The 25,791-nt window shown below is 34.7% G+C and carries 27 protein-coding genes; 20 read left to right on the forward strand and 7 right to left on the reverse strand.

From position 1 onward, the window contains the following. Positions 1-380: 380 nt before the first annotated feature. A complete protein-coding gene (locus BN55_RS02855; protein WP_008470224.1) occupies positions 381-941 on the reverse strand; it encodes an SGNH/GDSL hydrolase family protein in 561 nt (186 codons plus the stop codon). A gap of 78 nt (positions 942-1,019) precedes the next feature. Between BN55_RS02855 and coaA the strand changes: the two genes are divergently transcribed. The 3 genes from coaA (at position 1,020) to BN55_RS02870 (ending at position 3,320) form a co-directional block, all read left to right on the forward strand. Further along, positions 1,020-1,853, forward strand: coding sequence for a type I pantothenate kinase (gene coaA / locus BN55_RS02860; protein ID WP_008470225.1), 834 nt, complete (start codon positions 1,020-1,022; stop codon positions 1,851-1,853). Positions 1,854-1,865: 12 nt separating this feature from the next. After that, positions 1,866-2,441: an elongation factor P gene (gene efp / locus BN55_RS02865; protein WP_008470226.1), complete on the forward strand. Its 576-nt coding sequence runs from the start codon at positions 1,866-1,868 to the stop codon at positions 2,439-2,441. Positions 2,442-2,585: 144 nt separating this feature from the next. After that, complete coding sequence (locus BN55_RS02870) at positions 2,586-3,320, forward strand: PAS domain-containing protein (RefSeq protein WP_008470227.1); 735 nt, start codon at positions 2,586-2,588, stop codon at positions 3,318-3,320. Positions 3,321-3,387: 67 nt separating this feature from the next. Here the strand turns inward: BN55_RS02870 and BN55_RS10190 are convergent, their stop codons facing one another. Both BN55_RS10190 and mscL read right to left on the reverse strand, forming a co-directional pair. Beyond that, the gene (locus BN55_RS10190) at positions 3,388-6,426 is read right to left on the reverse strand and encodes a mucin-binding protein (protein ID WP_008470228.1); all 3,039 of its coding nucleotides are present in this window, start codon (positions 6,424-6,426) and stop codon (positions 3,388-3,390) included. Between the two features lie 196 nt (positions 6,427-6,622). After that, positions 6,623-6,994 carry a large-conductance mechanosensitive channel protein MscL gene (mscL, locus tag BN55_RS02880; protein WP_008470229.1) on the reverse strand — a complete coding sequence of 124 codons (372 nt, stop codon included), beginning with the start codon at positions 6,992-6,994 and terminating at the stop codon, positions 6,623-6,625. Between the two features lie 274 nt (positions 6,995-7,268). Here mscL and pnuC point away from each other — a divergent pair, with 274 nt between their 5' ends. The 7 genes from pnuC (at position 7,269) to BN55_RS02915 (ending at position 12,814) form a co-directional block, all read left to right on the forward strand. Further along, a complete protein-coding gene (gene pnuC / locus BN55_RS02885; RefSeq protein ID WP_008470230.1) occupies positions 7,269-8,039 on the forward strand; it encodes a nicotinamide riboside transporter PnuC in 771 nt (256 codons plus the stop codon). A gap of 102 nt (positions 8,040-8,141) precedes the next feature. Further along, positions 8,142-8,615 (forward strand): PAS domain-containing protein, encoded by a 474-nt coding sequence (locus tag BN55_RS02890; RefSeq protein ID WP_008470232.1) that lies wholly within the window; start codon positions 8,142-8,144, stop codon positions 8,613-8,615. A gap of 57 nt (positions 8,616-8,672) precedes the next feature. Beyond that, entirely contained in the window at positions 8,673-9,947 is a 1,275-nt protein-coding gene (gene pepT, locus BN55_RS02895; protein WP_008470234.1) for a peptidase T, read from the forward strand. Between the two features lie 2 nt (positions 9,948-9,949). Continuing rightward, a complete protein-coding gene (locus tag BN55_RS02900; RefSeq protein WP_008470235.1) occupies positions 9,950-10,399 on the forward strand; it encodes a DUF3290 domain-containing protein in 450 nt (149 codons plus the stop codon). Further along, entirely contained in the window at positions 10,399-11,052 is a 654-nt protein-coding gene (locus BN55_RS02905) for a DUF421 domain-containing protein (RefSeq protein ID WP_008470236.1), read from the forward strand. The genes BN55_RS02900 and BN55_RS02905 overlap by 1 nt, the downstream gene beginning before the upstream one ends. Then, the gene (locus tag BN55_RS02910) at positions 11,049-11,849 is read left to right on the forward strand and encodes an SIR2 family NAD-dependent protein deacylase (RefSeq protein WP_008470237.1); all 801 of its coding nucleotides are present in this window, start codon (positions 11,049-11,051) and stop codon (positions 11,847-11,849) included. Before BN55_RS02905 ends, BN55_RS02910 begins: the two co-directional genes overlap by 4 nt. 2 nt (positions 11,850-11,851) lie before the next feature. Continuing rightward, positions 11,852-12,814 (forward strand): exonuclease domain-containing protein, encoded by a 963-nt coding sequence (locus BN55_RS02915; RefSeq protein WP_008470238.1) that lies wholly within the window; start codon positions 11,852-11,854, stop codon positions 12,812-12,814. 15 nt (positions 12,815-12,829) lie between these two features. Here the strand turns inward: BN55_RS02915 and BN55_RS02920 are convergent, their stop codons facing one another. Beyond that, a complete protein-coding gene (locus tag BN55_RS02920; RefSeq protein WP_008470240.1) occupies positions 12,830-13,951 on the reverse strand; it encodes a low temperature requirement protein A in 1,122 nt (373 codons plus the stop codon). Positions 13,952-13,978: 27 nt separating this feature from the next. Beyond that, the gene (locus BN55_RS02925; RefSeq protein WP_008470242.1) at positions 13,979-14,803 is read right to left on the reverse strand and encodes an aldo/keto reductase; all 825 of its coding nucleotides are present in this window, start codon (positions 14,801-14,803) and stop codon (positions 13,979-13,981) included. A gap of 133 nt (positions 14,804-14,936) precedes the next feature. On the opposite strand from BN55_RS02925, the gene BN55_RS02930 reads away from it, so the two are divergent. From BN55_RS02930 to BN55_RS02960, 7 genes are all read left to right on the forward strand, one after another. After that, on the forward strand, positions 14,937-15,797 hold the full coding sequence (locus BN55_RS02930) for a DNA/RNA non-specific endonuclease (RefSeq protein ID WP_008470243.1): 861 nt from the start codon (positions 14,937-14,939) through the stop codon (positions 15,795-15,797). A gap of 18 nt (positions 15,798-15,815) precedes the next feature. Then, positions 15,816-17,252: a C69 family dipeptidase gene (locus tag BN55_RS02935; protein ID WP_008470244.1), complete on the forward strand. Its 1,437-nt coding sequence runs from the start codon at positions 15,816-15,818 to the stop codon at positions 17,250-17,252. Positions 17,253-17,580: 328 nt separating this feature from the next. Beyond that, positions 17,581-18,666, forward strand: a complete 1,086-nt coding sequence (locus BN55_RS02940; protein WP_008470245.1) for an ABC transporter ATP-binding protein — start codon at positions 17,581-17,583, stop codon at positions 18,664-18,666. Further along, the gene (locus tag BN55_RS02945; protein WP_008470246.1) at positions 18,666-19,529 is read left to right on the forward strand and encodes a carbohydrate ABC transporter permease; all 864 of its coding nucleotides are present in this window, start codon (positions 18,666-18,668) and stop codon (positions 19,527-19,529) included. The genes BN55_RS02940 and BN55_RS02945 overlap by 1 nt, the downstream gene beginning before the upstream one ends. A gap of 1 nt (position 19,530) precedes the next feature. After that, positions 19,531-20,367, forward strand: coding sequence for a carbohydrate ABC transporter permease (locus BN55_RS02950; RefSeq protein ID WP_008470247.1), 837 nt, complete (start codon positions 19,531-19,533; stop codon positions 20,365-20,367). After that, a complete protein-coding gene (locus tag BN55_RS02955; protein ID WP_008470249.1) occupies positions 20,351-21,655 on the forward strand; it encodes an MBL fold metallo-hydrolase in 1,305 nt (434 codons plus the stop codon). Before BN55_RS02950 ends, BN55_RS02955 begins: the two co-directional genes overlap by 17 nt. A 50-nt stretch (positions 21,656-21,705) precedes the next feature. Continuing rightward, positions 21,706-23,004: an extracellular solute-binding protein gene (locus BN55_RS02960; protein WP_008470250.1), complete on the forward strand. Its 1,299-nt coding sequence runs from the start codon at positions 21,706-21,708 to the stop codon at positions 23,002-23,004. A gap of 68 nt (positions 23,005-23,072) precedes the next feature. Here the strand turns inward: BN55_RS02960 and BN55_RS02965 are convergent, their stop codons facing one another. Together BN55_RS02965 and BN55_RS02970 are read right to left on the reverse strand one after the other, a co-directional pair. Next, on the reverse strand, positions 23,073-23,444 hold the full coding sequence (locus BN55_RS02965) for a DUF1304 domain-containing protein (RefSeq protein WP_008470252.1): 372 nt from the start codon (positions 23,442-23,444) through the stop codon (positions 23,073-23,075). 14 nt (positions 23,445-23,458) lie between these two features. Beyond that, positions 23,459-24,169, reverse strand: a complete 711-nt coding sequence (locus BN55_RS02970; RefSeq protein ID WP_008470253.1) for a hypothetical protein — start codon at positions 24,167-24,169, stop codon at positions 23,459-23,461. A gap of 143 nt (positions 24,170-24,312) precedes the next feature. Here BN55_RS02970 and BN55_RS02975 point away from each other — a divergent pair, with 143 nt between their 5' ends. Genes BN55_RS02975 through BN55_RS02985 form a run of 3 tightly spaced genes read left to right on the forward strand, consistent with a single transcriptional unit; the run spans position 24,313 to position 25,745 of the window. Then, the gene (locus BN55_RS02975) at positions 24,313-24,768 is read left to right on the forward strand and encodes a MarR family winged helix-turn-helix transcriptional regulator (protein WP_008470254.1); all 456 of its coding nucleotides are present in this window, start codon (positions 24,313-24,315) and stop codon (positions 24,766-24,768) included. Next, positions 24,768-25,289, forward strand: coding sequence for a GNAT family N-acetyltransferase (locus BN55_RS02980; protein WP_040469185.1), 522 nt, complete (start codon positions 24,768-24,770; stop codon positions 25,287-25,289). The genes BN55_RS02975 and BN55_RS02980 overlap by 1 nt, the downstream gene beginning before the upstream one ends. Positions 25,290-25,304: 15 nt before the next feature. Continuing rightward, complete coding sequence (locus BN55_RS02985) at positions 25,305-25,745, forward strand: GNAT family N-acetyltransferase (RefSeq protein WP_008470256.1); 441 nt, start codon at positions 25,305-25,307, stop codon at positions 25,743-25,745. The last annotated feature ends 46 nt before the right edge of the window (positions 25,746-25,791 follow it).

Consider the following 25,791-nt stretch of genomic DNA (forward strand, 5'->3'; position numbering starts at 1 on the left):
TGAGGCTTATGGCCTCTTTCTTTATGCAATAAAAAAATCCTGTCGATAGAATATCATAGATATCCATCAACAGGAAAAAGTATAGAGCCAAACAAGTTAAAATAGCGTATCGAAATAATGTAATCGATACGCTATTTTTATTGCAATTTTAACTTAATCAACTCAGCTAAATTGTCGATTAGTATTTTATTTTTATGTTTGAAGAATTAGTTTGGTTTGTATAATTGTAGTTTTAGGTTTGGTCCTTGGATTGTTTAAGTGTAAGAAAAAAGCTCTGCAAAAGCAGAGCCGACAAACATATTCAGTAACCAACTGAATTGCACGTCATTTTATTTTTCTTGTTCTAAAAGTATTATATAAGTATAAATTTCATCGAACAACTACTTTTCCAATTTTAGCTTAATCAACTCAGCTAATTTGTCGATTAATATTTTATTTCCGGCTTCATTCAAATGAATACCATCTTTTTGCAATAATTCGTTAGGATAAGGATGCTTGTTTAACACATACGCTAAATCTAGAAAGGGCAGTTCGTTCTTACGAGAGCACTCTTTAGCAACCAATTCAAATTGCAAGGTTCTAGGCCAAGCTTGATCAGTCGCTACTTTCCAATTGGTATAAGATGGACCCATTAAAATAACTTTTTGCTTGCCGATCAATTCTACTAATTCTTCTAAATTCTTGGCATAACGACCAGCACTAATACCTAAATTTACGCTGGCGTCGTTGGTTCCTAAGCCCAAAACTACTAAATCATATGGAGGCGTAACCCTTAAATCAAGAAAATCTAGTCCTTCTTGGGTGGTAGCTCCGGGTACGGAATGATTTAGAATTTCAATATTAGGAAACCTTTGAGCAAGACTATCAGTAATGATGTCTGTTGGCATTCCGTCTTTAAAGCCAGCTAAGATGGAATCGCCAAAAAGGATTATTTTTTTCATATTAAAAACTTCTTTTCTTTCTCTCAATATATATGATAGGCTGAACAGTGATGAATTACTAGTAAAGAGGGCGAGAATTTGAAAAACGAATTTATTCATATAACCCCGCAGAAATGGCAGGAATTTAACCCTCCAAGCACTGACTTTTTAGCCGACTACTTAGTCTGGCAGCTAAAAAATTATGATAACTTGCAAAAGGAAAAGAAGACTTTTTTAGAGCTAAAAAAAGCACCATTCATTATCGGAGTTGCTGGATCAGTTGCTGCTGGTAAGTCAACTTTTGCACAAAAGTTAAATGATTTATTAGCTAGAAAATTTCCCCAATTAAAAAGCATCGTAGTTTCAACAGACGGCTTTTTAATGTCGAATGCTGAATTGCAAGCTAAGGGAATTATGGAGCAAAAGGGCTTTCCATTTTCTTTTAATTGGCGAGCTTTAACCAATTTTTTATGTGCAGTAAAAAGCGGTAAGCAAAATGTACCGTATCGCTTATATTCGCAAGAAATTTCTGATTTAGTTCCAGATAAAATAGGAAAAATTAACGATATCGATATTTTAATTATCGAAGGGATTAATATTTTACAAATCCCGCCAAATGCTCAAGGTCAAATTCCGAGCGATTTTTTAGATTTAGGCATTTATTTGGATAGTTCTGATGATAATTTAGAATATTGGTTTATGGAGCGGTTCCATAATTTGCTCAAGCAAAATAAGAGCAATCCCGGTAATTTTTATTATGAATGGGCTAATGGTCCAATTAAAAAGGCGGATGCTATGGCTAAGCAGGTTTGGCGCGATGTTAATTATAAGAACTTAGTTGATTATATTGCACCAAGTAAAGAGCGCGCTGATTTAATTATTGAAAAGCAAAAAGATCACTCATTTAGCGATTTTTATATTAAGAAATTTTAGGAGATAAGAATAATGACACAAGCTATTGAATTGAAAAAAGGTATGATTTTTAACCAAGATGGCAAATTAATTGAAGTATTAAAGAGCAACCACCACAAGCCTGGCAAAGGCAACACTGTGATGCAAATGGACTTAAGAGATATTATTAGTGGCGCCGTAGTTCACAAGACCATGCGTCCTAGTGAAAAAGTTGAATTAGTCGAAGTATCTTTGAAAAAGGCCCAATATCTTTATGACGATGAAACAAATTATATTTTTATGGACCAACAAACTTACGAACAGTATATGATTCCTAAGGAGCACTTGGAGCAAGAATCAAAATTCTTGATGCCTAATATTGATGTTGAATTGAAGTTTACCGATGAAGGTAAATTAATTGGTATTAATTTGCCATCAACAGTCAAAATGAAAGTTAAGGAAACTCAACCTGGTATTAAAGGCGCAACTGCTGCAGCTGGTGGCAAGCCTGCAACTATGGAAACTGGCCTAGTAGTAACAGTGCCTGATTTTATTAATGAAGGCGAAGAATTAATCATTGGTACTGAAAACGGTGACTACAAAGGTCGTGCAGACAGTGTTAGCCGCTAAGCCTTCCTAAATATGCAAATATTAAATTTTTGAATAATCTTTTATATATAAAATTTTAAATAAAATAGTTATATATTATATTGCATAGAAAGCACTTTCATTTTAAAATTAGAGTGTAAGTTTTAATTTTAGGAAGTGTTTATTATGGCAGAACCAAAATGGTTAAAAGATATTAATAAAGAAGATTATATGAAAGAAGACTTCGAAGCTTCTGGCAAGTCACGTTATACTGTCGAAGGAATTGATAAAAACGATCCTGACTGGTTAGATAAGGCTGCTAAGAAAGTTGGCGCAGCTGAAGGTGACGACTACGTTAAGCTAGATGCAGGATTACTTACTGTAAATCAACTTAACTGGATGCTTCGTAAGACGATTGGCGAATTAACTTATGTTGATGATAATAACCAATTCTTGTGGTATAACAGACCAACTGATCCAGATAAGAAGATGCTGGCAGGCCGTACTCGGAATCAAGTAGGTGACACTATGGGAGCTGTTCACCCAGATGTTGGAGACGTAATTCCTGAAGCTAAAAAAGTAGTTTATGCCTTGCGTCATAAAGTTGGCGGCCACGATGAAGTTAAGATGCCTGTACCAAATGGTAATCGTCACAAGATGATCTTGCACAATTACAGAAGAATTGAAGATGAAGAGGGCAATTACGTAGGTATTTATGAATGGGTACAAGATTTATATCCATTAGTAAAATACTTCTGCGAAACTACTGGTCAAAAGTTAGTTGACGATCCAGACGCTGTCAGTGGTGCAACATTTAAGCGTGACGCAGATGCTGCAACTGGAGCTTCAAGAAAGGCTGAAATGCCAAAAGAAGTTAAACCAGAAAAGCCTGATTCATCATCTGGTGCTTCACATCATTAATTTGATATTTAAATACAAACGAAAAGAAAGCAAGATTAATCTTCTTGCTTTCTTTTTTATGTAATGCTTATTTCTTTTTCTTGCGACCAATAACGTAACCAATTGCTCCAATTACAGTGGAAGCTGCAATACTGATTAAGCCAGCTACTTCAGTTGATAAAGTTGCACCTGCTCCTGATTGTGGTAATTTCTCGTTATTAGTTGTAACGTTAGTTGATTGTGGACTTTCTCCAAGGGGCCTTACATTTAGAGAAGGATTTGGATTAAGGAATGAAGAAGTACTTTTTTCAGAACCTGAAGTATTTGAAGAATTGTTGTCAGAATCAGTTGGTTTATTTACTGAAGAGTCGCTTGAAGATGAATTATTGTCATCTTGACCAGGATTTTCCGATTTAACTGGATCTTGAGTATCTGAACTAGGATCATCTGGATCAGATGGTTTGTTATCGTCAGGATTGTCGGGGGTAACCGGAGTATCTGGAGTATCTGGAGTGTCAGGATCAACAGGGGCTTCGTCTTTTACTGGTACGTAGTTAACTTCGACTTCTCTGATCTCGTCTTCGTCATTTTCTAAATCTGGAACTGGAACTGCACGTTCTTCAATTTCATCAGCTTCAATTTCACGATCTTCTGGATCATCCAAGAATTTAGGATATTTAACAACTGCTTTATGTTTATCTATCTTCTCAACTTTGTAAGAAGACCATTTACCTGAATTTCCTTCAGTCTTATGCAATTCCCAGTCGCTGTATTCCCATTCATTAGTATTTGCACGAGCTGATAGTGCAGAAGCTGGATTTACATTGTTTTTATGAATTTTTTTTCTAACGTAAGTAACCTTTTGAATCTCACTTAGTTTTCTTTCTTCATTAGGTTTTACCACGTAGATGTGACGAATCCAGCGCTTGATTAAATCGCCATCTTCATAGTCGTAAGCGTATTTTTCGTCAGCTTCAATAGTTATAGTGATATCGAGTGAAGCGTTGTTAGGATAGTCGCTTGCTAGAATATCTTTTTCAGGCATTCCAGTTACTTGAGTAATGTGGTAGCCTTTAGGAATTTGATCCTTAATTTTTTCGTTTAGCTCAGCTAAAGTGAGTTTTTGACTGCCTTTAAGGTCAATCTTATCAAGTTGCTTGTCAGCAAGTTTACCATCCTTATCTTTAATGTTAACTTTGATGTCTATGCTGTTTACTTGGCTATATTTTACGTAAACTGTTTCATCTTTATCATCACAGTTAACATCTTTTTCTTCAACGACGTTGTCTAGCTTGCCATCAACGTAAGATGCATAACCGTTAAATTGTTCAACATTGAATTTTGACCAGCCCTTGGCAGAACCATCAGCTAAAACCCAGTGAGTCCAGCTTTCTTTGCCTTCATCGATAATCTTGTTTCTCGTATAAGTTACGCTTTGAGTTTCAGTTTGCTTTTTGCCATTTGGCAAAGTGATATCGATTGTTCGAGTAATCTTTTTAATAAAGTCGCCTTTTTCAGGATCTTCAACATCTTCAGGAGTGATTACTTGAGCAGGCTTTTTGATAGTGACAGTGATATTAAAAGATTGTTTTTCTTTTTCAGCAATGATGTCTTTTAAGCCGTCAACTTCAATTATTTGGTAATCTTTAGGAAGATTTTTGCTAATAATTTCGCTTAAACGACTCGCAGAATATATTTCGCCTTTTCGTAAGTCGATTTTATCTAAAGTTTTAACAACTTTTCCATCGCTGGTTTCATAAGAAATCTTAATGTCAGCGTACTTTTCAGTGATATAAGTTACGTTAACAACTTCGTCTTTAGCGTCGCAGTTAACATCTTTTTCTTCAACGACGTTGTCTAACTTGCCATCAACGTAAGATTGGTAACCTGAGATTTGGTCAATGTTGTATTTAGCCCATCCCTTGTCAGGACCTGCTAATTCCCAGCCAGTGTAAGAAACTTTACCGTCCTCTTCAATACGATTTCTTTGGTAAGAAACAGTTTGAATCTTTTGCTTAGTTTCTCCATTAGGGAGCGTGATGTTGATAGTACGTGTAATGCGTTTTACAAGACCTTCTTTTTCAGGATCTGCTACATCATTAGGGGTAATTACTTTTTTAGGCTTTTTAACGATTGCAATAATGTTTACTGATTTGTTCTCAGTATCTGCAGTAACATCGTCTAAATCTTTAATGTTTATAATTTCGTATCCAGTAGGTAGGTTCTTGTTAATGATATTTTCAAGAGCATCTTTAGTGAAAGTTTGGTCTTTTGCTAAATCAATTTTATCTAAGTCTTTGATAGTTTTTCCATCTTCAGTTTTGTAAGAGATCTTGATATCAGCGAATTTTTGATTTACGTATGAAACGTAAACAAATTCATCTTCGTAATCGCAGTTAACGTCTTTTTCTTCAACGACATTGTTTGGCTGACCATCAACTAAGGAAGTAAAGTTGTCGATTTGTTCAATATTAAATTTGTCCCAGCTTTTATTTGAACTCATTAATTCCCAACCAGTATAAAAAATCTTGCCGTCTTCTTCGATTCTATTTCTTTGGTAAGAAACAGTTTGAATTTTTTCTTTACTTTCACCGTTAGGAAAATCTATTTTTATGCGACGAGTGATATGTTTCACTAATCCTTCTCGAACAGGATCTGCTACATCGCTAGGAGTAATTACTGTTGTTTTCTTTTTGATAGTTACCGAAATATTGTGAGATTTGTTTTCAACGTCTGCAGTGACATCATCTAAATTGCTAATATTCACTATTTCATAACCATTAGGCAAATTATTGTCAATAATGCTTTTGAGTTCATCTTTTGAAACAAATTGATCTTTTATAAGATTAATTCTATCCAAATCTTTAATAACTGAGCCATAACTCGTTAAATAAGAGATTTTGATGTCAGAGTATGCTTTATCTGAAATGTTGGATGTAGAGTCTTTTTGTGATCCGACTTCACTGAGTAAAGAAGCAGGATTTTTTTCTTCAGTTTCTGTTTCAGTAGTTGCTGCTGAAACAAGTGGAGCGCAAGTACTTGATAAAATACCAAAGCTCAGTAAAACTGCAGCTGCTCCTTTTGATAACTTGCGGATTGCAAATTGTGTCTTTTTTGTCTTAAACATAGTTTGTATCCTCCATGCGTATACAATTACTTAATTAATACGTAATAATATTGAATTCGTTTTCACGATAAACAATGTATATATTACGTATTATTTATGAAAGATCTATGTTTAGACTATGAATGAAATTTGCCTGAATAATGATTTTTTTGTGAACAAAAATGGCTTAACTATGCATAGCTAGGCCATTTTGAAATTAATTTTTTTCTTTTAAGAGATCTCTAATTTCTTTGAGATAGAGTTCAGAATTTTCAATTTCTTTTTTAGTTTCTTCTTTTTTCTTAGGCATTAATTTATTAATTAGTTTAACTAGTAGAAAAACGACTAAAGCAATAATCAGAAAATTAATAACAGCGTTTAAAAATTCTCCGTATTTGAAAGTTGCTTCAGCGATTGAAAACTTTAAATCCGAAAGATCAATTTTTCCGATAAATAATCCAATTAGAGGGTTAATTAGGTTTTTGACCAGCGAGTTAACGATAGCAGTAAAAGCAGCACCGATAATTACCCCAACAGCGAGGTCCATCATATTTCCACGCGAAATAAATTCCTTAAATTCTTTGATCATAATGTCACTTCCTCAAAAATAAATTTTTAAATTTATAAAAATTATACTGAAAATGGCATTTAGACGCGAGAAATAAGCAAATTAATTTTTATTTGTACTAGCGAAAATTGAGACCTCTTTATTTAGTGAGAAATGTCAATACTTGTTTTGAATTTTATCTCATATATACTAGATATCGATGTGTTTATTAATAAAAACACGGATAAGGCACAAGATGTTGTATTTTTAAAATAACAACTATTGTGAACCTATTAGATATATGAGGAGAGTTTGTATGCAAGAATCTGCATCTTTAAATGGTTCCAAGTCTACCAAAAAAGGCAATTATTTCGTATGGCTACTTAAGCAATTACATGGCTGGCCAGTTCAAAACTACATGTTATGGTTTTTCGCTTTTGGATTCCAATTGGCAATTTTAATTCAAAATAAAATTACCACCTTATCAATTATTACATTTATCGGTACTTTATTAGGTACCTTATGTGTTTTAGCAATTAATGCAACTAAAGCCATTAACGGTTGGTTAGGATTGATTTCAGCCGCATGTTTTATTTATGCAGGTTTAGAAGCTAAAAACTATCTTTCTATTTTTGAACAAATCGCTTATATTTTGACTTTGGATTTACCAGTTATTTTAGCTGTGAGATCTTGGAATGATGATACTAAAAACCACTTACGTAAGTTTGGTGCTAAGCAATGGGTAGTAGCCATTGTTGGTACTTTAGTAGTTTATGCTATTTCAGGATATTTAATTGGTAAGTTCACTAATGATCCTCGTCCTTGGATTGATGCCATTAGTTTTGCTATTTCATTGACTGCTGGAATTATGTGTTTCTTACGTTACAACAACCAATACTTCTGGTGGACTGCAAGTGGAATTTTCCAATTGATTCTTTGGGGCGTAACTTTTGCACAAGGGGATGCAACTTTGGCAATGGCTGTTAACTCATTGATTTATGTTGTAAATGATGTTTTGGCATTTACAGTTTCACCATGGTTTAACATGGGACGTAGACGTGAAGGTCTTAAAGAAATTAAGAAGTAAAATCTATCTATTAAAAAATGCACTAACTCTGAAAATGAGTTGGTGCATTTTTGTGTATAATTGGGAATTATAGGAACAATGTAATATAGAAAGAAAACTATCATGCAAATACAACTAAACGCTGGAATGCTCAGTGATAAGCAAATTAATGAGTTACTTGCCAGTTTAAAGGGTGAAGTCTTTTTCTTTGATCAAGACAAAAAGCTGCAATATTATAAACAGCCTGTTGATATGAATTACCATCCCCAAGAATTAGGAAAAACGTTTGACGAACTACACATCGAAAATGCTCAAAAAGCTTGGCAAAATATACAACATGGAGAAAAGACTGTGATTTTCCCCGCTGAAAATAATAGTTTACATCGCTTCTATGTGGATAGATACGAAAAAGTAGTGGATAAGAACCATAACTTAGTCGGAATGCTGCGACAAATTGAAGATATTTTTCCACTTGTGGATTATTATTTGGATCAAACAGGGCAAAAATTAGTTGATGATCCGGCAAATAATAAGGGTAAAAACTTCCGTCAAATTGATGAATTAGATGCTGAAACAGGAGCATCCGAATATAAGTAAGGTTGACATAGTGTCTTGTTTTCTTAAAATATTAACTAATAAAAATGAGGTGATTTTATGAGCAGTGTGGACAACAAGTATATTCAAGATAAGTTTATTGAATATTGTAAGATTAATACGCGCTCGTTTGATGATGTAGATAAGGTTCCAACTAGTCCTAATCAGGTACTTTTACTTAAAAGAATAGCTGTGGAATTAGCGCGACTTGGTTTAACTGAAATTAGCTATAGCAAACAAGATGCTTATACTGTGGGAAAATTGCCCGCAAATGTGGATAAAGATGTTGCTGCAATTGGTTTTGTTGCGCATGTAGATACTGCTGACTTTAATAGTGAAAAAGTTAAACCACAAGTACATAAAAATTACGATGGAAAAGATATTGAATTAGGCCATGGACTTACTTTATCGGCTAAGCAGTTTCCTAGCTTAAAAAAGCACTTGGGTGAAACCTTAATTACCGCTTCTGGCGATACATTATTAGGGGCTGACGATAAGGCAGGAATTGCGGGACTACTTGCGACGTTGAAATATTTGATAGAAAATCCGCAAGTACCTCATGGCGATTTATGGGTAGCTTTTGGTCCTGATGAAGAAATTGGGAAAGGTGCTGCTCGCTTTGACGTTAGTCGTTTTCCAGTAGAGTTTGCCTATACTTTAGATAATGGTGATCCCGGCGATATAGCTTTTGAAACTTTTAATGCTGCTAGCGCTAAGATTGATTTTGACGGAACTGTGGTCCATCCCGGAGAAGCATACGGCTTAATGGTAAATGCAGCGCTGATGGCGAGTGAATTTATCCAAAATTTGCCTACCGGTGAAGTTCCAGAAAATAGTAAAGATTTTGATGGCTATTTTATGGTCTTATCAAATAATGGTAATGTTGATCATAGTGAAATCAATTTAATAATTCGCGATTTTGACACTGAAAGCTTTAAGCAAAAAAAGCAGTTGGTGGAAAGCATTGTGCAAAAGTTGAATCAAAAATATGGCCCAGGTCGTGTTAGCTTGCAAATGCATGATCAATACCATAGTCCTGGCGATTTAATAAAAAAGCATCCTTACGTTGTCAATTTAGTGCGTCATGCTTATGAAAAAATGGGACTAACTACTAAAGTGATTCCATTTAGAGGCGGCACAGACGGTGATTTTATTTCAGAAAAAGGTATCCCAACGCCAAACTTATTTAATGGCGGTGCTAATTTTCATGGACCTTACGAATATGTAACTGTTGAAAGTATGGCACTTTTAGCTAAAACTTTAGTTACAATTGCCCAAACTCATGTTGAAATGGATTCGAATCGCGATCAAACACCTTTAAAGAGAAAATATTAATTATGACATTTTATACGATTGACTATATTCAAAATAACCAAAACAGTGATAAAACAACACTTTATATCTTGATGTTCATTGCTGCAGTTGCAATGATTATCTTTGCTGGTTTATATCTAAGAGATAGATTTGCGACGCGTTATCGCGACTTAGGGATTATTGCCTTGCTATTTTTATTATTATTTGCGGGAACGCAATATGAAAAGTATCAAAAGGTAAACGCTCAAAAATCACAGACAACGCAAATTATTCCATTTTTAAAATCGATTGCTCGCGATGAAAACGTTAAGCAATCAGATGTCATGGCTAATTCCACTACTTTGGTTAATGGCATGATAGTGCGCATTGATTCTAAAAATATTGATTATCAATTGAATTTAAATGATGATAATAATTCTTATACATTAACTAGAGCACATGTGATCGATCATAAAGTTGAGGTTAAAAAATAATGCAGTTAGACTATACAGAACTTTTTGTTAAATTTGCTCTCGGCATGCTTACTTTAATCATTCAGATTAATCTTTTTGGTAAAAGCAATTTAGCACCAACTACTGCACTAGACCAACTGCAAAACTACGTTCTTGGTGGAATTATTGGAGGCTTAATTTATAATCCGAGCATTACAGTTTTGCAGTTTTTACTGGTTTTAATTATTTGGACTTTAGTAGTTTTTATTTTAAAATTTGCGCGTGAACATAATAATTGGGTTAGAAATTTAATTGATGGCAAGCCTGTTCAGGTAATTAAAAATGGTGAAGTTTTAGTTGGCAACTGTATGAGCGCGGGAATTTCGGCTAATGAGTTAATGTTTAAGCTGAGAAGCAAAGGAATTTACAGCGTTGAGAAAGTTAAAAACTGTATTTTTGAACAAAATGGTCAATTGACTGTGATTGAAAATGATGAATCGAATATCCGCTTTCCAATTATTAGCGATGGGCAAGTAAATACTGATGTTTTAGAATTAATTCATAAATCACAAGCTTGGCTTGAGCAACAAGTGCAAGAAGCTGGTTATAATGGAATTGATGATATTTTTTTAGGAGAATATATCAGTGGTCAAGTTTTATTGACTGGTTATTCTCAAAATAGAGGTAAAAAATGACGCAAATTGAGCAAGCTAAGACATGGTTAAAAGATGCAGATAATATTATTGTGACAGCAGGAAATGGCTTTTCTATTATGGAAGGGCTTGATATGCTAGATGATACTACTTTTGACGTAGAACATAGCAAGACAGCCAAAAAGTATCATGTGCATACGATTGCGGATGCCTTAGATAAAAAATTTGATTCTTGGGATGAACAATGGAAATTTTGGAGCGAATTGATTCAGGAATATAGCTTAGATTATGAACCTTCAAAAACAATGAAAGAATTACGTGCTTTATTAGATGGTAAAGACTACTTTATTGCAACTAGTAGCTACGGTCACTTTTTTGAAAAAGCTGGCTTTGAAACCAAGAGAATCTTTGATGTTTTTGGCGATTGGACTCAAATGCAATGTTCAAGTGGTTTAAACCATGGCGTGCGTAGCGATGTCGAAGTAGTCAAAGCTTATCAAAAAGGTCAAGGCAGCGTGCCAAAATGCGAAGATTGCAACTCGCCAATGGAATTGCATATGCCTCTTAATGCGCACTTTTATCCGGATCAAGATGCTAATACGCGTTTTCGCTGGTTTTTAACTAAAAATCAAGATAAGAAAGTAGTAGTGCTAGAATTAGGCGTTGATCCAACTAGTCCGCAATTGCTTGATCCCATGATTAGCTTAACTAGTGAGCATCCAACTTGGCGCTATATTGCGGCAGATTTAAGTCAAGATGATTTGCCTGATAATTTACAAAAAACAGCAATCGGCTTGAATACCTCAATTTCTAATGTAATAAAAGATTTGAAGGGATAAAAATGAGTATTTCAATTATTCAAGGAATGTTGAATATTCCTGGCGCCCAACAAAAGATCCGGGCTAAAGGGATGGAAAAACCAGGATTTCCAGAAAACTACACTTTAATTGATGTGGAAACTACTGGTCTTAGTCCTTACCGCAACCGCATTACCGAAATGGGTGCATTGAAGGTGCGCCATGGTGAAACAGTTGCAACTTTTTCGGAACTGGTAAAATTTCCTGATTCTAATAAAGTACCAGCGTTTTTAACTAGATTAAACGGTATTGACGAAGCTAGTATTGAAAAAGATGGTAAGCCAGTCGATGAAGCGATTACTGAGTACCGACAATTTATTGGTAGCGACGTCATTGTAGGCTACAATGTTAATTTTGATTTGAACTTTGTTTACGATCTGACTTTAAAATATAACTTGCCAATTTTGAGCAATGATTACGTAGATGTTTTACGTTTAGCCAGAAGCTACTATGTAAATGAACGTCATAATCGTTTACTTGATTGTATGAGACGGTTAGGTATTGATGAAAATCAAGAACATCGCGGACTAGACGATTGTTTAGACACGAAGTCTGTTTTTGATGCGTTGCATGATCGGTTTAAACAAGAACACATTTTAAGAGCGCATGAAAGTGTCAAAAATATTGATTTAGCGCAAAGCTGGCCAGATATTGTACGCCAAACTCAGGTCTTTAGAAGTCCATTTAACCATAAAAATGTGGTCATTGCAGGCGATTTAGACTTAGATGCAGGTGAGTTAGCAACAGCAATTGAGAATTTGGGTGGTTTTGTTCAAGAAAAAGTCAACTCTGATACTGATTACGTTTTAACTGGGGATCATGACTTTTTCAGAACAGATTTGCCAGAGCTTAATGAGGCTAAGATGCGCAAGGATCAAGGGCAAAAGATTCGCACTTGGTCAGAAAAATTCTTTTTAAATGTCTTAGATGATTGGGCAAGATCGTAAAAAGAAATCCTTCAATTATGAAAGGATTCCTTTTTTGATACCTGGTAGGAAATGATGAACTAAAATTAGTGCATTTAAAAATGTAATCAAACAAGTGGTAATTGAAATCACTTTAAAATCTGGTAAATATAAACAGATTAAACATCCTCCTAAAGTAAGGACGCTAATAGCTACAATGACGCCAGCCGATAATGAAAAGCGAACTTTATTGTATTTGCTGGCTAAGCTCAAGCCTAAATAAAATAAGCTGATGCCAACATATAAACAGAGTACGGCGAAGTATGAGCTTGCTTCTTTTTCATTAATGAATTTAAAACCGACAGTAATTAAGCTAATGCTAAAGATAATTAAATAGTGCAAATAAATTAATAAATCGCCACTAGCGTGAGGTTGGTTTTCTTCAAGTAATTGATCGAATTGCAAGGCATAGGTGAAAAACAAAAATGCGACTGCTAAGAAAATCAGAATTGAATAAAAGTTAAAAGTATTAACTTTGAAATACTCGGCTACGCCAATAATTGTTTCACCAAAGATAATGATTACTAGTAAATTTAGGCGTTCTAGTAAATGAGCAAAAATAATGGGATGCTGCAGGCCCTCTTTTTTAGTTAAAACAGGTGCTAGCCAGCTGATCATAATTCCAATTAAGGCAATTATTAAGCCGGGTGCATTATCTAAAATTCCGCCAATAATTAAACTGATTGCACGAATAAGCAAAATAATAAAATAAGTTTGCGAGATCTTTTTGTCAATTTTTTTATTTACCTGGAAATAATTGATGAAGTAGTGCAAACATAGCGTCAGTGATAGCAAACCTGCTGAGATAAATAGTATCCGCATTTCTGTAATATTGTTGGTATCAAATGAATTCGACATGTACAAAATAATCATCATGTCTGCAAAGTAAAAAGCAATCTCACCCCAGCTTCCCTTACCATACCGATTGGTAAAAATTGTTTGGATCATCCAAGAATTGATAAAAATTAAGACAATTAAGGTAAAAAAGAAAAATGAAGTAGGAGAAACTAATCCATGTTCTAGATGGTGCAAGATCTCGGTGGTTTTGGAGATCATGTAAACGAAAACTAAATCATAAAATAGAGCAATTTTGGAAACGTGTTTAACTTGTTTGAGCATAGTGGTTAACTTTCAGATATTTTGATTTTAAAATTCTTCGTGCTTATTAGGATCGAATTTTCTAGCATTAGGCTTGTCAAAATTCGTAATTTGGTCGACTTCTTTTTGATTGAGGTTAAAGTCAAAAATGTCTAAATTGGCTAATTGATGAGCGCTAGAAGATGCTTTAGGGATTGGAATTACATGAAGTTGAGTTTCCCAGCGCAAAATGATTTGAGCAGGCGATTTTTTATATTTTTTAGCTAGATTAATGATAATAGGTTCTTTGAAAATTTCTCCACCTCGCTGAAGTGGACTCCAGGCCTCTGTAATAATATTGTTTTTTTCGTCAAATTCACGTATTTGTTTGTTTGAACAGTACGGATGAAGCTCAATTTGATTGACAGCTGGCATAACATTTGTGGCTTGATAAATCTTTTCAATATGTTGCACTTCAAAGTTCGACACGCCGATCGATTTAATTAAGCCCCATTTTTGAGCATCAACTAAGGCTTGCCAAGCTTGAACATATTTATCTTCTTGAGGGTTAGGCCAGTGAATTAGATAAAGATCAAGATAGTCTAAACCCAAGCAATAAAGTGATTCTTTTATTTGGTTGACGGCTTTTTGATATTCATGATCACGTCCTGGAAGTTTCGAAGAAACAAAAATATCCTCTCGCGCAATAGAGCTGTTTTTAATAGCGCGTCCGACGCAGCCTTCATTTTCATAATTTACAGCACTGTCTAATAGGCGGTAGCCGTTTTTTAGGGCATTTTGAATTGTAAATACTCCGTCTGAACCGTTTAATTTGTAAGTTCCAAAACCAATTTTGGGGATGCGGTAGCCATCATTTAAATTAAAATATTCCATTTTTAGACCTTCTTATAAGTAAATACTAGTTATCCTTATTTTAAGCTTTTAATTATATAAAAGAAGTGAAAAGTTTTATTGCAAACGTATGTTTGAATAAGCTATACTTGATGCATGCAAAAAGGAGATAAGAATGGCTAAAAAATCTAAGAAGAAATATTCTAAAAAACGTTCTAGTAAACCAACTTTATTTTCATCAATTATTGTTTTAATTGCCTTAGTTTATGGAATTTGGAATCGCTATGGTAACGACATTCAAAAAGCACAATCGCCGAACAATAATGAAGTGCAATCAGGCGTAATTTCTAAAGCGAATCAAGCTCAAACGCCATATGGTGGCTTATCTAGCCAAGATTACCAAAAGCTTGCTAATTTAAATTTTCAAAGTGGAGCTAAAGCCTTTGTTTATGTGAATAATAATCGTTCAACTTTAATTAAAAATGCTTGGAAGACTAATAAGGTTATCTATTCTAATTTAGATAGTTTGAATCGAACTTCTAAATCTAATACAGCCTTTTTAGAACCAAAAAATGTTGCTAACGATAGCTTAAGAGTTAGACAGTTCGTCAATCCCACTGCTTGGCATTATAATAGCCGCAATGGCGTGCAGATTTATAATCGTGGGCATTTAATTGCTTATTCAGTTTCAGCTGGCATTGATCAAAATGGTCAATATAATCCTGCTAATCAATCAGGCGATCAAAATAACCCTAAGAATTTATTTACGCAAACAGCCTTTACCAACCAAAAGATACAGACGATTTTTGAAAGTAAGGTTCGCAATGCTTTAAAATCTGGTAACAAGGTGATTTATCAAGCAACGCCAATTTTTCGGGACAATGAATTAATGGCGCGAGGAATTAACTTGCAAGCTGTTGCAGTAAACGGTAATTTGGACTTTAATGTATATATATTTAACGTTCAGCCTGATTTTACATTTGATTACACTACTGGGCGTGCAAAGATTGATAGAAATATGCAAGTTAATGAATAAATGCATGGGAGAATATAAATGAATATCAAACCAAAAGATAACTGTACGGCTATGATCGTCGGTAAAAAAGCTACGATTGATGGTTCAACTATAATTGCGCGTGATGAAGATGGTTATGGCGGCATTAATGAAAAGCTTTTTGTCGTTCATCAAGCAAAAGATTATGATGAAGACTATATTTCAAAATACAATGGCTTAAAGCTTCATTTGAAAGGACACGGTTGCAAGTGGACGGCTACGCCAACTGCTGATGAATCAGAAGGTCGCTGGGATGAACAAGGAATTAACGAATATAATGTTGCGATGTCTTCTACTGAAACTGAAGTTACAAATGCTCGTTGTTTAGGCCATGATCCATTAGTAGCAGATGGTGTAGATGAAGATTCAATGCTTTATTTAGTATTGCCATTTGTTAAAACTGCGCGTGAAGGGGTAGAACGTTTAGGTAAGTTAATTGAAAAATATGGCACTGGCGAAAGCAACGGAATCGCATTTAGCGATCATGACGAAGTATGGTACTTTGAAACAGGTGCCGGTCATCAATGGGTAGCACAAAGAATTCCAGAAGATTCGTATGCTATTTGTCCAAATATTATGGTGATTCAAGATATTGATTTTGATGATCACGAAAACTTCATGTATGCTTCCACAATTCGCGATTTCGTAGAAAAGAATCATTTGAACCCAAGTACAGATGGCAAGTGGAGTTTTAGAGATATTTTTGGCACTAAAGCTGAAGAAGATAGTTACTATAACACTCCAAGAACTTGGTATGGTCAAAAGTTGTTCAATCCAAGTATTGAACAAGATCCATTGAGTCAAGAAATGCCATTTATTAGAAAGCCAGAAAAGAAAATCAGCGTTGAAGATGTCGAATATTTCTTATCAAGCCACTACAATGGAACCGAATATGATCCAATGGGTTCATTTGCTTCAGGCGATGAAAAAAAGCAAAAAATGTTTAGGTCAATTGCTTTAGATCGTAACCAGTCGAGCTGTATTTTGCAAATTAGAAACGATGTACCAAAGGAGTTTGCAGCTATTCAGTGGATTAACTTTGGATTTTATGCATATAGTCCATATGTTCCATTTTTTATTAATATTAATGACACGCCAGCCAATTATAAAGTCGCAAGTCATATGGTTACGCCAGATGCCAGTGCTTACTGGCTATATAAGAGTTTGCAAGTATTAGTTGAGCCACGCTATCACGAATACGCTTATCAAATCAATAATTTTAGAGATGAATGCCAAGCATATGGTGTTGGTCGCGTTAGCGAGACTGATGAAAAGGCTAAAGAATTAAATGGTAATGAATTAGTTGACTTTTTAACTAAAGCTAATGATGAAACCGCAAATCATATTACTAACGAAACTAAGAAATTAATGAGTGATTTAACTAGACAAGCATTGAACAATTCTAAGTTCCAATATGAACGCGGAGATAATCTTTAAAAAATAGAAATCTTACTAATTATAAATTTTTTACGTAATTAGTAGGATTTTTTTATTGTTCGGCTTTATCTACTTTGCAAAATTGCTGAAAAGTTGACATTCCTGTTAATAGAGAACTATATTTCAGTAGAAAACGAACCATTTTAGTAAAATGATAATAAAAGGTTGCTATCAGATGAAATAAAGCACTTATTTTTAATATATATATGTATTAAAATTCATGAACTCCGAATTTTTTTAATAAAAAACAATTGTGCTTTACCTAGATTTATCATACAATTTGTGTTGAGAATTTAAAAATAGATCTATATGTAGTAGTGAGAGATTAATGAGTACTGAAAATTTTATTGAAATTAAGAATTTAGAAAAAACCTATGATAATGGTTATCAAGCTATCAAGTCTGTGAGTTTTTCCGTTAAAAAAGGAGACTTAGTTTGTCTGTTAGGACCAAGTGGTTGCGGTAAAACTACGACTTTGAACATGATTGCGGGGCTACTTAATCCTACAGGTGGCGATATTATCGTTGATGGAAAATCAATGCTTAATGTTGAACCGAAAGATAGAAATATTGGTTATGTTTTCCAGAACTATGCCCTTTATCCACATATGACAGTTTTGCAAAATGTAATGTTTCCAATGACGGTTGGTAAAGATAAAAAGCCAAAAGCCGAAGCTGAAAAAATTGCTCGTCGCTTTATGAAGTTAACTCATATTGAAGAACTAGCAAATGAAAAGCCAGGTAACTTATCTGGTGGACAGCAGCAGCGTGTTTCTATTGCTAGAGCATTAGTGCAAGAACCCCAAATCTTATTAATGGATGAACCATTAAGTAACTTGGACGCTCGTCTTCGCTTAAAGATTAGAGAAGAAATTAGAGCATTAGTTAAGGAAGTAGGAATTACTACTTTATTTGTTACTCACGATCAAGAAGAAGCCTTATCAATTGGTGATAAGATTATTCTTTTCCACCAAGGCATTATTCAGCAAGATGATGAAGGTCAAAACTTGTACCTTGAACCTAAAAATCAATTTGTTGCCAACTTTATCGGTAATCCTGTAATCGATAATTTCAAAGTGCAAGTCAAAGACGACAAAATTACTGCGCCAGGTCTTAGTTTAGATAAGGCTGACTTTGATTCTGCGCGCTTTAAGAAAGAATTAACTGATGGCGAATACACTTTAAGTATTCGTCCTGAAAACATTACTCCCGCTCAAGACGGTCAAATCGAAGCAATAATTAACGACGTGGAATTAATTGGACGCGAAAGAGTCCTGAAGTTTACCTTCAATGAAATGGCTGAGCGTTCATTAGTTAATTTGGAACAAAATGTTAATGCTGGCGGTAAGGTAAAATTCAAGATGAACTTGAAACGTGCCTTTATCTTTGACGAAAATGGGGAGCGCGTTTACTAATGAAACAAAATCAAAAAAAGGCCTGGCTATTTTTAGCTCCCGCCTTAATTTGTGTGACTGTATTTAGTATTTGGCCAATTATTCGTGCCTTTATGATGAGTTTTCAAGGCGGTCCATTAATTAATATGCAATTTAATGGCTTTGCAAACTACATCTATATTTTTAAAGACCCCGATTTCTGGCATGCGATCTTAAATACTGCTATTTATGCATTTTTAGCAGTTCCAATTGGCTTAATCATTTCAATTGCGCTTGCATGGTGGGTATTTTCTAAAATAAAGCATCAAGCATTTTTTGAAACAATGTTCTTTATGCCATATGTAACTAGTACGATTGCTATCGGAATCGTCTTTCGTTATATCTTAAACGGTAAATATGGGATGTTAGACTTTTGCTTGCGTGCTATGCATTTACCAGCACCTGATTGGCTAGATGATCCAAGCATGAGTTTGATTTCACTAATTATCTTTGGTGTTTGGGCATCTTTAGCATTCAACATTGTTATCTTAATGGGTGCTTTGAGAAATATTGATCCTAATTACTATGTCTTAGCAGATATGTATGGTGCTAGCGGTAAAGAAAAATTCTGGCGAATTACGATGCCGCAATTAGTTCCAACACTGGCATTTTTATTAACTGTTAACTTAATTGGAGCTTTCAAGATCTATACTCAAGTCTACGCATTGTTTAACGGAGTAGCTGGGCAAGCTAACTCGGCAATGACAGCCGTATTCTACATTTATAACAAATTCCAAGTTGTCGGTACTCCTGGAGTAGCTATGGCTGCAACTGTTGTCTTGTTCTTGTTTATTTTGCTGGTAACGTACTTACAAAGAAAATTAATGAAGAAAGTGAATAGTTAAGATGGAACATAAAAAATCTAAATTTAGATGGGGTATGATCTTTATTTACCTCTTCATTGCAATTTTTGCGATTATCACTGTTTTTCCTTTTGTCTACATGATTTTAGGTGGTTTGATGACTTATGAAGAAACTACTACCATCCCACCAACAATCTTCCCGGCTAACTGGCACTTTGATAACTATGCTAAAGTATTCGCGCAAGCGCCATTTGCAAGATATTTCTTAAATACTTTTATTACGGCTGCAACTACCACAATAGTTAGTCTGTTTACCTCAATTTTAGGTGCCTTTGCGATGGTTAACTTGAAATTTAAGGGGAAAGGCTTTGTGCAATTAATCTTTCTTTCTTTGTTAATGGTACCTGGTGAAGCGATTATCTTTACCAACTATACGACCATTATGAGTATGAACTTGCTTAACACCTACCTTGGTTTAGTATTGCCATTCTTAGTTTCTATTTTCTACATGTACTATCTGCAAAGCTACTTTACGGCGATTTCGCCAACTATTTATAAGGCAGCAATGATTGATGGTGCAAGTGATTGGGAATATATCTGGCGCATTTTAGTGCCTATGTCAAAAGGTGGATTAATTACCGTAGCACTTTTGAGTTTTATTTCAGGTTGGAATGCATTTTTGTGGCCATTACTTGTTACTAACGAAGATAATATGAGATTGTTAAACAACGGATTAGCAGCCTTTGCGACTGATGCCGGTGCGCAAACTCAATTGCAATTAGCAGCTGCAACTTTGACCGTTGTTCCTGTTTTGATCATTTACTTTATCTTTAGAAAACAGATTATTCGTGGGGTTGTACGTAATGAACTCAAAGCCTAAAACTACAGTAACTTTTTATAATGGTTTAACAACCATTGGCGGTCCGATGATTGAAGTGGCATATGGCAAATCGCATGTACTCTTTGATTTAGGCGAGGTGTATCGACCAGAACTTGGTTTGAGCATGGAAGATGAAGATTTTGAAACCTTGCTTAAGTACCAACTTATTGGGGATGTTCCTAATTTTTATGATCCGCAAATAACTGGCAAGCCAATTGATACCAAGCGCTGGGAGCACAGTGCTGCTTACATTTCTCACCTTCATTTAGACCATAGTAAAGCTTTAAATTTGCTTGCTCCAGAAATTCCACTTTACGCTGGACCAATTACAGCTCACTTATTGCCTGTTTTAAATCAAGATGGTAACTTTTTACTTCCAGCAGCTAATAAGCCGAAAAATTACACGCGTCCAATTATTAGCGCTGAGTTAAATAAGCCAATTCAAGTTGGCGATATTACTTTAACCATTGTGCCAAGCGATCACGATGCATATGGTGCCACTGGTTTAATTGTAAAAACTCCTGATAAAACGATTGTGCATACCGGCGATATTCGCTTACATGGCTATCATCCAGATTGGGTGCATAACTTTATGAAAGCAGGCCATCGATGTGATATGTTAATTATCGAGGGAACAGGAGTATCTTGGCCAGAAAGAGTCAATGAAGAAAATAGCGAAGAATTCACTGGTCAAAAGAACGAAAAAGAATTAACCAAGACAATTGTTCAATATCAGAAAGATAATCCTAAACGTCAATTGACGTTTAATACTTATCCAACAAATGTTGAACGAATTTTACGAATTATTTCTGATTCTCCTAGAAAAGTCGTCTTGCATGCTAAAAGGGCTGAATTGCTTAAAAAAGCACTTAAACAAGACGTACCTTATTACTATTTACCAGAAGATGAAAAAATTGATGCGCTCGATCCCAACTTAGAAATTAGTTATGCTGATTTATTAGCAGACGATCATCAATATTTCTGGCAAGTAGTTGGACATTACGACCAGCTCCAAGAAGGCGGTCTATATATCCATAGTAATGCCGAACCACTCGGCGATTTCGATCCGGCTTATAAGCCGTTTATTGAAAATATTGAAAAGCGTGGCATTGAATTAGTTACGCTTCGCTGCAGTGGACATGCCGATATTGCCGAATTAAAGGAAATTATCGCAGGGTTTGAGCCAAAGATTTTGGCTCCGGTGCACACATTGCATCCCGAATTAGAAGAAAACCCATTTGGTGAACGGATTTTACCTAAACGTGGCGAAACAGTCACACTTAGTTAAAATTAAATATTTTTATTAGTTGTGTTTTTGTTTTTTTATGGGAGGACCATATGAAGTTCAGTAAGAAGTTGACTGCCATTGCAGTAGCTGCTTTAGCAATGTTAGGAACAGCAGCATGTTCTAATAACGGTGGATCTAATAGCGATAGTAATGCTAAGATTCCAACCAAGATTTCTAAGAAGACGACAGTTGTTTTCTGGCATGCTATGACAGGTGCGCAAGAAAAGACTTTGAAGAGCTTAACTAGCGATTTTGAAAAGAAAAATCCTAACATTAAGATTAAGCTTGAAAACCAAGGCAAGTATCCTGATTTGCAAGCCAAGATTAATTCTACTTTGCAATCACCTAATAACTTACCTACAATTACTCAAGCTTACCCAGGTTGGCTATTAGATGCAGCTAACGCCAAGCGTTTAGTTGATATGACGCCTTATATTAATAATTCCAAGATTGGTTGGGGCAGCGCTAAGAAGAGCGATATTCGTGAAGAATTATTAAAGGGTGCACAAATCAAAGGTACCCAGTATGGTATTCCATTTAATAAGTCTGTTGAAATGTTAACTTATAACAAAGACTTATTAGATAAATATGGTGTAAAAGTACCTACTAACATGAAAGAATTGAAATCTGCAGCTCAAACTATTTACAAAAAGAGTAATGGTAAAGTAGTTGGTGCCGGATTTGATTCACTTTCAAACTACTACGTTTTAGGTATGAAGGATCGCGGAGTGAACTTCTCTAAGAACATTAACTTTACTGGTTCTGATTCCAAATCTGTAATTAATTACTACGCTGATGGTATTAAGAAGGGCTACTTTGAAACTGCTGGTTCAGCAGGATACTTATCCGGGGACTTTTCTAACCAAAAGATTGCTATGTTTGTAGGTACTAGTGCTGGTGAAGGCTTTGTTAAGATGGGTGTTGGCAACAAGTTCCAATACGGAGTAGCTCCACGTCCATCTAAGTACAACATGCAACAAGGTACTGACATCTACATGTTTAACAAAGGCACTGCAGATCAAAAAGCAGCGGCTTTCATGTTTATTAAATACTTATTAGGCAAAGATCAACAATTAACTTGGGCTAACAAGACTGGTTACATCCCTGTAACTAATGCTGTAATTAACTCAAGTCAATACAAGAACTCAACTAAGACCAAGGTTCCTGCTCAATTGAATAAGGCTATGAAGCACTTATACAGCGTTCCAGTTGTTAAGAACAGCAACGCAGCCTACACTCAATTGAATCCAATTATGCAAAGCATTTTTGCTAAAGCTAAGAAGGGACAAAATTGGAATTCAGCAATTGATGCTGGTAAGACCAAATTCCAAAGTGCTTGGAACCAATAAAATTAAAAATTTAGCATCAAAAAAGACGGCGTCGCCGTCTTTTTTCTGTATAAAGTTAAAATAATTACTTATAAAGATAAACAAATCAAAGCAAGTAAAGCTGGTAGCATTTGCACTAAAAAGATCTTCTTAGTGGCAGTAAAACCACCGAAAATAGCTACTACAACAATTAATCCTAAAATTAGTTGCCATACTTGAACTAAAACCAAACCTTTGAAAACGAAAAAGCAGAGAATTAAAAGCAAGCCAAGCATTCCGTTATATATTCCTTGGTTAGCTAATGCAGTTTTTGCTTCATCGCTTTGAACGAATTCAATGCTCATATCAAAAGCTTTAGCTTTAGTTTCAGGCTTGCCGAAAACTTCTAGCAAACAAATCGCGATATGTTCAATTCCAACAATAAATGTTAAAACAATACCAATATTTCTAATAATAACCATTTTTCTCCCTTTTTTTATACTCTAGTAATTTCTAAGCTGCTTGCGGCAATTTTTCCTGTGAAATACACTGTCTTAGTTCCGGTTCCATTTTCAGAACCATTATAATCAATGGTACTGCCGACTTTTTGCAGCTGATCTTCAATATTCCATTCTAACGGAATATAAAGCTGGAGGGAACTAGATTTACAGTCGAATTGAATTGTAGCAGTTGGCGTAGCTAAGATAGCATCATCTAAGTGCAAGTCTACATCACTAAAGTGCGTATCAAGATTAATCCTAGTAAATTCACCCGAAATATTTCTAGTAGTATCACTAAAGCGTGAGTGAATGGTAATCACATCATCATCTTGATCTTCAAAAGTCGCAAATGGCGTCGGTTCGTCGCCTTTGATGAGCTTTTTAACATAATTAATATGAGGATGATAAATCAAAGCTAATCCTAGGCCGGCTAAGATTGCGATTCCTAAAATTGTCCAGTTTGAAACAGTTGCCATGCCAATACCAGCTTTATGAAGCATAAGAATGAATGATAAAAATAGAACTGAACTAAAAACTAACCTCCAGCGAATACAGAAGATAAGACCGACTAAAAATAGAAAAGTTAATCCTAAATGGTTTGCCCAAGGTCCTGTCAGAATGTGGAGTGCATCTACTAAAATTAAGATAGCTAACACTACAAAAATGATGCCTAAAGTAGTGAAAAAGCGTCTAAATATTTTTTGCATATAAATCCTCCGTTACTATTAGTAAAATTTATTTTATTATCTCATAGTTTAAAGAAAAATTTTAAATTGTTGTTTATTATTGTTGCAAATGCAACATAATTTGATAAAATATAAATAAATGTTTTGAGATATAGGAAATAAAAATGAAAGAAGACATTTTACATCAAATCGGCAGTATTTCACGAGCTTTAGATTCAATTGCCAATATTGAGTTTAAAGAGATGGATTTAAGTCGGGGGCAATACTTGTACCTAGTGCGAATTAAACAAAATCCTGGTATTATTTCTGACCATCTGGCGCAAATATTGAATGTCGATCGCACTAGTGCGTTTAGAAGTATTAGCAAGTTAGAAAAGCAAAATTTAATCACTAAGCAAAAAGATGACGAAAATAAAAAAATTCGCCATCTTTATACAACGCAATTGGGAGAACAACTTGCTAAAAAAATTGAAGCAGAAAATGCTTATTCTAATCAGAAAGTATTAAGCGGCTTAAATAAAAGTCAAATTCAGCAGTTAAAAGAAATTTTGGCTACTGTAGAAAAAAACGCTAAGACTGAGTGGCAGCTTGTTAAAAATGGTGGAAAGAGGGAATATTGATGACAAAACAATATGAAATTAAAGAGGTAACGCTTGAAGATATAGCGCAATTACAAAAAATTTCTCGTCAAACTTTTACAGAAACTTTTGGAGCTTATAATACTGAAGAAGATTTGGCAGAATTTTTAGATGATGCCTATGATACTAAAAAGTTACAGTCAGAAATTGAAAATCCTGACAGTGAATTTTTCTTTTTATTAGTTGAAAATGAAGTAGCCGGATATTTGAAGGTAAATGAAAAGTCAGCTCAAACTGAAAAAGTAGCTGATAATGCTTTAGAGGTTGAGCGTATTTATTTGAAAAATGATTTCCAGCATCAAGGCTTAGGTCTAGTTTTAATTAAGTTGGCTGAAAAAATTGCTCGTCAAAAAAATAAAACTAATATGTGGCTAGGCGTCTGGGAAAAGAACTTTAACGCGCAAAAGTTTTACAAAAAAGATGGTTTCGAAAGAGTTAGTCAGCATTCTTTTGTCGTGGGCGACGATCCGCAAACTGACTATATTTTAGTTAAAAAACTATAATTTGGAGAAAATTTAATGTCAGATTTTTGTTTTAAAAAAATTGATGAAATGAGTGGGCGTGAAGTATTTTGTGTTGAAAGATTAAGATGCAAAACCTTCGTTACTGAACAAAAAATCACTCTGCCCGAATTAGACGATCAAGATTTAGATGCAGTTCAAGTTTATCAATTAAATTCCGATAAAACCTGTGCTTTAGCAACTTGTCGCATTTTTAAACAAGATGGCAAGTGGCTTTTAGGTCGCGTTGCAGTCAATAAAAGTTCGCGTAATTTACATCTAGGATCTAAGATGCTGGAATGCGTTCAGCAATATTTAAAAAATCAAGGTGCTTCTGAACTATATTGTCATGCGCAATTAGCAGTTAAGCCTTTTTACGAAAAGCTGGGTTATGAGCCTTGCGGTGAAGTATTTGATGAAGGCGGAATTGACCACATTATGATGGCTAAAAAACTATAGCAAAAAAGCTCTATCAGTAATAGTTCTGATAGAGCTTATTTTTTGC

Source organism: Lactobacillus hominis DSM 23910 = CRBIP 24.179, from assembly GCF_000296835.1.
GTDB lineage: Bacteria > Bacillota > Bacilli > Lactobacillales > Lactobacillaceae > Lactobacillus > Lactobacillus hominis.